Below are 7485 nucleotides of genomic sequence, written 5' to 3' on the forward strand. Positions count from 1 at the left end.
TGGGGGAGTTGGGCGAGGTTGATTAGTTCAGGAGTTGAGAAGCCACAATACCACAATGCTATAATTAATAATTAGCGGAAGGGAAGGGATTTGGTTTCGTTTACTTAGTGCAATCTACAATATTTAACTGAGGATTTGCAGTAGTGGAAGTCGAATTTGGTCATGTTCAGAAATACGATACAGTAAGGGGCTTCGGCTTTGTAAGCCGCACATTTAGGGCCGCCAATCGACGACTTGGAAATAATGTTTGGTTTCACATCACAAATATCAAGCGTGATTACCCCAATCTGGCAAAAGAATTAGATGCTGGTTCGTTGGAGATGAATTTTTGGTACGAAGTTGATAATAGCGATCGCGAAAAGGTCAGTAAAATCTGGCTAGAGCCACAAGACATTCCTAAGCAGCAACGAGACAGTTTAGTTGCTTATATTGAGCAACTATGGTGCAATCATGATCGCGCCCTTCCTGAATGGCTAGATTCCATAACAATTGTTGTGGTTGGACAAGTTCGCAAAGATGAGTTGAAGCAACTTTATGATGATCAAATCCGTAAGCGAAATGAAGTAAAAAAGCAAGAACAAATACAGATACAATCTCGACTTAAACAGGCGATGCAGAGTAACAATCAAACTCAATCGTCCCCAGATCGAGCGCAAGGACATCTGAATAATATAAAAAATAATGCAATTCCATCAGCTAGAGATCGTTTTCGTGCCGAGAGAGGAGTGATTGAGGCAATTTTCTCTAGTAACAGGATGCACGGCTTACCTCCTGAATTGATGGCAATTGTTCGACCATGCCCAAGGGAAAGTAGGACAAACCTACTTTCTCGTGAACCAGGTGGCAGTGACGTAGTAGTCGCTTATAGTCTCGGTGATGCGATTTTGTATGACTGGATTAAGAATGTTGAGCGGTACATTGGATCATTCCAGCAATCCAACCCGGAGTTCCATTTACACATTCAATCAATATATGGGCGTTTTTATGAAGATCCGAGCGAGCGCAGGATTGGTGTGTTTTGCCCAATATGGGATCGTGACAAGGATGGAGCATTGAAGGATGCCATTAAAGATTGCTTGAAAAGATATCAAAGACAGATGGATATTGGTCATAAAACCTTGCATGAAGAAGCAAGAAAGTATTGGAAAAGCTATGGTCTTTCCGATCAAGAAGTTGAAAACTTGCCGACGCTTTACCAGCAGTATATGAAGGAAAAGGAGGAATAAACCTGATGAGCAAAGATAAAAAAGTGATGAATGAGTTAAAAAGTTTGATATATACTCAACTCAGCAAGAAATATAATAAATGCTTATGGCCTAAGTCTGATTGTACTAAAGACTGTATCAACGCACACTCAATTCAGAATAGTCAGATTTTAGACCAATTAGCCAGTAACAATCATCTCATTATGGCTGTACACAGGCTAAATCTTGATACAGAGCCAGAAATAGAATTTAATGAGGTTGGACGCAATAAAGCAACAACGTTTACAGGATTATGCGGTGAACATGATAGCCAGTTATTCCGTCCTATAGATGTTAATCAGTTTGACAGTAGCAACGAAGAGCAAAAATTCTTGATCGCTTACAGATCAGTTCTTCGTGAATTACATACCAGAATTAAATCTGCTAGGGATTTACAAACTACTTATCAGAAATCGGCTGAGGCAGGAATGTGGGATTCTAAAAATATGGATGAACCATTTTGGAAAGCAGCAACGAGACCAATAATAAATGCTATTAATTGGTATCAATACAAACAGAATTACGATAATATCTACAACAGTAATTCATTTACGGAAATTGAACACGAGTGTATTCGGATTGAGAGAAATTGTCCTTTGGCTGTAAGCTCCCTATTTGATCCAATTAAAAGCATCATCGGGGTGGAAATACCTGAACAAAAATTTATTGTTTTCAATGTGTTTCCACAAAAAAAAGATACAATTATTTTGCTTTCTTATCTGGGAGATCATCAAAAAGATTTAAGACCTTATGCTGATGAAATTATAAATGCTAGTGGTGAATATCAACTCTATCTTCTTTCTAAGACTATACTGAGATATTGCGAAAACTTTGTCATCTCTCCAGATCACTTCAATCTTTTTTCCCAACAAAAAATAGATGCTATCAAAAACTTTTACTTGGCAACAGTCACTCAAATTGATATTGACCATAATGACAAAAATCTAATGCTTTTCTAATTACTCATCTAACAATCGGATGTACCGGACACTAATATGCGGCTTACATTCTGTTCCATCGCCTTCAACGCCAACCGCGCCAAGCTATTTTATTGTTTTTGGACGCGCTATCGAATATCATCAAAATAGTATTATTCGGCGGTTGAAACCGCGTCTACAAAAACGAAGTCTGCCTCCGCAGACTAAGAGGTAAACGGGGTATTTAAGGTGGATTTGGTATAATATCGTTATATCAAACTGCTGCTATATGAGCTGATGGCAAAATTTTACTATCGTGGCATGGCGGAGCAAAATGGTAAGCCCAAAATAGGTCGTAGTGCTAGATTATTAGGGATTAGACCTGGTATTGACATAGATATTGAGCAAATGCCGACAGGTTATCTGAATGAGCAAGGCTATTTGTTAGCAGAGTCAGAACATGAGTTTCGAGGAGAGCTTGTTGTTGTTGCCGTCAGGAATACAAAGGGAATGTCTGTTTCCCTTTCAATTGAAAGTTTACCAGCTTTTCGCAGACCTTCAAAATTTGGTGGAACTGGAAAAGACTCCCTATGGCAAATTGATGACAGAAACATTATGGGAGATTTGCAAGCTGTCCAAGATAGCCCGACCCACGTTAGCATTTTGCCAAGAGCTACAATGTCTTTGGAAAGGTATGAGGCAGCATTGGCAAACACCCAAAATGATTGGGAAAGAGTTGATTAACTTTATATATTATAGGAGTCTATAACAATGGCATGGATATTCAGTTTATCGGCAGAGTGTGGCTCTGATGAAAGCAATGTCAATAAATTTGCTCAACACTTTGAGGGCAGAGAATGGATGCTGTCAAATAATCGCCAATGTCTATGTCGAACAGATACTTTTCAAGATATGGATCGAAATTGGTGGTGTCGGGTTTATCCCAATAATATTAGTGAAGTGGGAATAGATAGCCCTGAAAGTGCTTATCTGATGACAGAATTAGGTATTTTATTTTATCAGACTCTACGGTTTGCTGCTTGGTTTCGCTATGCTCTGGTTGGGGTTGAAGTTGATGAATTCAGAACCTATAGTGAACTTATGGAGGATTTATCCATTTTATCTATTCCGGGATTGGTTTTAGCAAATGAACTTACTCATGGGCTAGAAATATCACCTGTTTTTCGACCATTTAGTCCTAGTTATGTTTGGCAACCATACGAGGGGGAAGTCTATAATCCATTAATGGCATCCCCAGAGTTAAAAAATAAGCTTAATGAGCTTCTAGCTGTGAGTTGAATATAGTTTGAGGAGGAGGGAGTTTAGGTAAGTAAAAAGACGATCGAGTTCGTTGATGGCGTTGAGTTCGTCTTGTTCTTCAGCCGTTAGATCGTTGACTTTATTTTTTTCCAGAAGGGTTTGTAGATGGAGTTGAAGTCGATCGGTAAACTTGAACAGAGGACGATTATTGACTGTTTCGACTTTAATTCCGGTTTAAATGAGGGAGGGAGGTTGAATGACAACTTGCATAATATTTGACTTTGATGAATTGTTTGTCAGGTTTAAGCTTTGTCCATACTTTATATTGCCAGAGACCAGAAACTGGTTTTTTTTGAGAAGACGCGCTACGCCTCGTAGAAGTTGCCAAAAACCCCGTTGATTTGGTATTTATGGGTAAGCCCTAAATGAGACACGAAGGTCAATGCGATCGCCTTTTTTACAACTTACTTATTGAGGTTGTTTCTGTTTGTCGGCTGGTTTAGCTTGAGCTTCAGACCATTTTTGGTATTTAGCAGTATTAGCCGAGATCATTTGACACATTTCTCTAGCTTTCTGTTCGGTGTCTCTTGTTAATTCCAAAATTTCTAGCAATTCCTTGTCATCTAGTTCTTTTTGTGTCATTGTAAATTCTCCAAACGGGCTTTAACACTACTAACTCTTATTTTAGTTTCCAGCACTCGGCCTAGTTCCATTGCCAAGTCTTCCCCCACCTCTTCTATTCTATCATTTGTCAGGACTTCAACTGCTGAGAGATATTCTATGCGTTGCTGAATCTGTGTTTTCGACGTGTTTGCGAAAAATATACAGGTGTTTAAAAATCCCGAAAGCTGAATCACGGTAAAATTGTTTGGAAAGCTCTCTAGGATAGCTCTACAAATATTTAGTCCCTCACCTGATTCCTGCTCAATTTGAGTTAGCTCCTGCTTTATACGCTCAACTAGAACGGTTATTTCTGATGGAATTGACATATGATACGACTTACTACTGATTATAGTCTTTGTCAAAAAAAAAGAAGCTATTTGAGCTTGACAAGTAGCGATCGCCCTTCAATGAGACACAAAGGTCGATCGCACTTCACATTAAAAAGCGCGTTAGCGCAGCCCGCCCCTACGGGGGCTGCGCCAACGAAGACGATCGCCCTTAAAGACTATTCTTTCCAGTAACGAGTTAAAATCCGAATCACCTCACCCGCTAGAGGCGAAGGTAGAGGCGGGCTCCACTCTCCAACTTGTGCAAAACCCAAAACGTGCAACAGATTAACGATGCTTTCTACCGCTTTGGGAACGCCGCAAATGAGCAAACGAATCGGTTGTTTGCCAGCGGGTACGTCGGGAATTTCTTCCCGGAGCAGTTCGGGAACTGATTTTGGCTGTGATATCATAGAGTTTGAATTACACGAATAGTGAAATTGCGATCGCCCTCCAGTTTTCCAGGCCAGGGGGCGATCGCTTTTTCGTTTGTACATCCTGAGTCTAGTTCAATCGCTGCCGCTTGTCAATCGTTACGACAAAATAAATGCTCGTAACGACAACTTAAGGGATAGTTAAGGTTGCAGAATGGTAACATCTGCTTGCAAAGTTATCGCTAGCAGTTGAGCATCAGCAGTGATCCGTTGGAAATTGGCAGTTGTGATGGCCGATCGCAATATCAGCAATAAAGAATTGGCGGCTAGAATTGGGATGCACCCCACTTCTGTGTCTAAAATCAAAACCCGTCGCCGACTCACCAGAATTGACGAAGCCACTCTCAGCGCTTTGTGCAGAGCACTGAACTGTCAGCCTGGGGATTTAATGGTTTACGAGGAGGACGAGCCCGATGGCTTAAAATGACATGGTGAACACGCTACCCCCAAACAATGTGAGTCCTGCAAAATCTCCTAGAGTTGCCTTTTACCCGCCGCCCGAAATTAAGGAGAAGTTAGAGAAACTGGCTAGTCTTGAGCGTCGTTCTATTTCCCAAATGGCACTACTTTTAGTGGAAGAAGGGCTCGACAGAGCACAGAAGGAAGGCAAATTTAATCAATCCAAAGACGACTAAGCAGCTAACTTTGCCCTCAACAGCCCGCCCCTCGGAGCATCTATGGATCAAATTCAGCCACCTGTTTTTGACCAAGAGATGTCATTGCTAAAACTAAAACACTCAACGTAAGACCTAAAACTGCATAACTCGGCAGTGAAAAAATAGTTACTTTAAACAAATAAGGCAATTCCCCCCCCTTCCAATTCCAGCGCTTTCCCAGAAACACCAACAACCCAGCATGAATCACTGCCGTTTGCACCAACAGACAACCAACCCCCAACAACCAAACCGACATTCTTTGCCGAGAAAAGACACAATTTTTAATCTGAAAACATAAATCGTTCAGCAAAAAAACCACCGCCGGTGCTAACATCACCGAACTGGTGGGCTGTGAATAGTTGATAGCAATACTCAAACTAGAAATTAGCACCATTTCAGATAACTCAAGTTTTTTTGACCAAGCATTGCGAGATTGTTTTCGGTAAAAATACCAACTCACTAAACCAACTAGCACCAGAATAATCAAGTCAGAAAATAGCTTCGCCACGAAAGGACTATCGGGGAAAAATCTCGGCCCCATAACCCTTAAATCAAGGCGACTCATAGAAATATAAGGATTATTCGATGGATCGTTGAGCCAGAGTGGAAATCCACGAGTCGCATCCTGTAGAAATCCTGTTAAGGAATTGCCAGTTACAGCTAGACCTATAAATGCCAAAAAAGTTACCGTGACTATAGATATAAAAACTAGCTGAAACCGTCTTTTGATTAGAAAATAAGGAATAAACAATATAACTAAGGTTGGTTTACAAAAAGCTAATCCCAATAAAACTCCTGCAATTATATCCTGATTTTTTCTACCATAAATAAACATCCACAACAGCAGAACGGCAATAAAAGTTGCCACATTGCCAACTTGAAGATCGAAGACAAAACCGTAGAGGAATGCAACTGATAGACTACAAATAATCCTAAAAGCTGGTGAGTGCGACACCAACAAGATATTTGCTCCCCATAAAACAAAACCTGTGGCAATAAGGTGCAGCCAAATCCAGATTGTGAATGCAGTCTTCATCGGGAAATAGCCCAAAAACCACAGCGGAGGAATGATATTAGGTGGATAAACAAAAGATGGAATAAAACCACACACTTTTGTGATGCTACAGAAACCGCTGTTAAATACTTCGACATTAAAGGGGCTCAAATGCTGATGGGCTAATCTACTCGCTACATAAAACCACTTAAAATCCCAGTAAGGCGGATCGAGCCGATGAGTCAGATTGTAAACCAACCAACCAGTATAACTGAGAAATCGGGTGACAACTAATACAATAACTGCTTGCAAAATAAAGTTAACGATAGGTTGACTAAAAAACTGAGTTAACCTTTGGATCGAAGGATGTTTTAAAAACAAAGAATCTTGCCATGTTGTTTTTTCGGTTTCTAATCTCCAATTACATTTTAGAAACCAAGCAACTGTAATTATAATAATCACATTCCACCATCCAAAAGTTATCATAAAAAATAATTGCAAAAATATACTATTTGATGATATCACAACCAAAGATTGCCAACTAAAATCAGCATTTAAACCTAGAATATAGACTTTTATTAACCGTTTCTGCCTAACTCTATTTTCTCTATTTTCTCTGCGTCCTCTGCGCCCTCTGCGGTTACAAAAAAATCTTATTCACAAACAAAATAGGATTGCTATCCAAAAGCCCGTGAAGCGCAGCTATCCCGTAGGGAATCGCACTTTAGTCCCTTGTAACCCTGTTCACCCTCAAACATTTGCGTTAACCTAGTTGACTACAGCTTGTACCGCACTCCCCAAGATAATCTATGCTTCTTGCCCGCATCCAAGAACTAGCCGCCACCCTCGCACCCCGCTTGATCGAAATTCGCCGCCACATCCACTCACACCCCGAACTCAGCGGCCAAGAATACCAAACCGCAGCCTATGTAGCCGGTGTTCTCGCATCCAGCGGAGTCCGCGCCATAGAAGGAATCGGCAAAACAGGAGT

General features: G+C 40.6%; 10 protein-coding genes and 1 pseudogene. 7 read left to right on the plus strand and 4 right to left on the minus strand.

Translation table 11 applies throughout. The features are described from left to right. The first annotated feature begins 143 nt into the window (after nt 1–143). The 4 genes from WBA89_RS06585 (at nt 144) to WBA89_RS06600 (ending at nt 3460) form a co-directional block, all read left to right on the plus strand. Complete coding sequence (locus tag WBA89_RS06585; protein ID WP_424404921.1) at nt 144–1226, plus strand: hypothetical protein; 1083 nt, start codon at nt 144–146, stop codon at nt 1224–1226. A 5-nt stretch (nt 1227–1231) separates the two neighbouring features. Continuing rightward, the gene (locus WBA89_RS06590) at nt 1232–2203 is read left to right on the plus strand and encodes a hypothetical protein (protein WP_424404923.1); all 972 of its coding nucleotides are present in this window, start codon (nt 1232–1234) and stop codon (nt 2201–2203) included. Between the two features lie 255 nt (nt 2204–2458). Continuing rightward, complete coding sequence (locus tag WBA89_RS06595; RefSeq protein ID WP_424404925.1) at nt 2459–2905, plus strand: hypothetical protein; 447 nt, start codon at nt 2459–2461, stop codon at nt 2903–2905. A 27-nt stretch (nt 2906–2932) separates the two neighbouring features. Beyond that, nucleotides 2933–3460: a hypothetical protein gene (locus tag WBA89_RS06600; protein WP_424404927.1), complete on the plus strand. Its 528-nt coding sequence runs from the start codon at nt 2933–2935 to the stop codon at nt 3458–3460. 429 nt (nt 3461–3889) lie between these two features. Here the strand turns inward: WBA89_RS06600 and WBA89_RS06605 are convergent, their stop codons facing one another. The 3 genes from WBA89_RS06605 to WBA89_RS06615 all read right to left on the minus strand — a co-directional run bounded on the left by WBA89_RS06605 (nt 3890) and on the right by WBA89_RS06615 (nt 4907). Next, nucleotides 3890–4063: a hypothetical protein gene (locus WBA89_RS06605; RefSeq protein WP_424404929.1), complete on the minus strand. Its 174-nt coding sequence runs from the start codon at nt 4061–4063 to the stop codon at nt 3890–3892. Further along, nucleotides 4060–4410 carry a hypothetical protein gene (locus tag WBA89_RS06610; RefSeq protein ID WP_424404931.1) on the minus strand — a complete coding sequence of 117 codons (351 nt, stop codon included), beginning with the start codon at nt 4408–4410 and terminating at the stop codon, nt 4060–4062. The genes WBA89_RS06605 and WBA89_RS06610 overlap by 4 nt, the downstream gene beginning before the upstream one ends. Nucleotides 4411–4589: 179 nt before the next feature. Further along, nucleotides 4590–4907 (minus strand): hypothetical protein, encoded by a 318-nt coding sequence (locus WBA89_RS06615; protein WP_333396763.1) that lies wholly within the window; start codon nt 4905–4907, stop codon nt 4590–4592. A 139-nt stretch (nt 4908–5046) separates the two neighbouring features. Between WBA89_RS06615 and WBA89_RS06620 the strand changes: the two genes are divergently transcribed. Further along, nucleotides 5047–5271 carry a helix-turn-helix domain-containing protein gene (locus WBA89_RS06620; RefSeq protein ID WP_424404933.1) on the plus strand — a complete coding sequence of 75 codons (225 nt, stop codon included), beginning with the start codon at nt 5047–5049 and terminating at the stop codon, nt 5269–5271. A 1-nt stretch (nt 5272) separates the two neighbouring features. After that, complete coding sequence (locus WBA89_RS06625; RefSeq protein WP_333254960.1) at nt 5273–5479, plus strand: ribbon-helix-helix domain-containing protein; 207 nt, start codon at nt 5273–5275, stop codon at nt 5477–5479. A gap of 40 nt (nt 5480–5519) precedes the next feature. On the opposite strand, the gene WBA89_RS06630 is transcribed toward WBA89_RS06625, so the two are convergent. Further along, nucleotides 5520–6980 carry a glycosyltransferase family 87 protein gene (locus WBA89_RS06630; RefSeq protein ID WP_424404935.1) on the minus strand — a complete coding sequence of 487 codons (1461 nt, stop codon included), beginning with the start codon at nt 6978–6980 and terminating at the stop codon, nt 5520–5522. A 323-nt stretch (nt 6981–7303) separates the two neighbouring features. Here WBA89_RS06630 and WBA89_RS06635 point away from each other — a divergent pair. Continuing rightward, a pseudogene (locus tag WBA89_RS06635) lies at nt 7304–7485 on the plus strand (hydrolase); the annotation flags it as partial.

Source organism: Microcoleus sp., assembly GCF_049646505.1.
Taxonomy (GTDB): domain Bacteria; phylum Cyanobacteriota; class Cyanobacteriia; order Cyanobacteriales; family Microcoleaceae; genus Microcoleus.

Coding starts and splice junctions, on each gene's coding strand:
- WBA89_RS06610 (WP_424404931.1), bottom strand. CDS start 4,410: ATGTCAATTCCATCAGAAATAACCGTTCTAGTTGAGCGTATAAAGCAG.
- WBA89_RS06625 (WP_333254960.1), top strand. CDS start 5,273: ATGGTGAACACGCTACCCCCAAACAATGTGAGTCCTGCAAAATCTCCT.
- WBA89_RS06595 (WP_424404925.1), top strand. CDS start 2,459: ATGGCAAAATTTTACTATCGTGGCATGGCGGAGCAAAATGGTAAGCCC.
- WBA89_RS06630 (WP_424404935.1), bottom strand. CDS start 6,980: ATGATAACTTTTGGATGGTGGAATGTGATTATTATAATTACAGTTGCT.
- WBA89_RS06600 (WP_424404927.1), top strand. CDS start 2,933: ATGGCATGGATATTCAGTTTATCGGCAGAGTGTGGCTCTGATGAAAGC.
- WBA89_RS06590 (WP_424404923.1), top strand. CDS start 1,232: ATGAGCAAAGATAAAAAAGTGATGAATGAGTTAAAAAGTTTGATATAT.
- WBA89_RS06605 (WP_424404929.1), bottom strand. CDS start 4,063: ATGACACAAAAAGAACTAGATGACAAGGAATTGCTAGAAATTTTGGAA.
- WBA89_RS06615 (WP_333396763.1), bottom strand. CDS start 4,907: ATGTACAAACGAAAAAGCGATCGCCCCCTGGCCTGGAAAACTGGAGGG.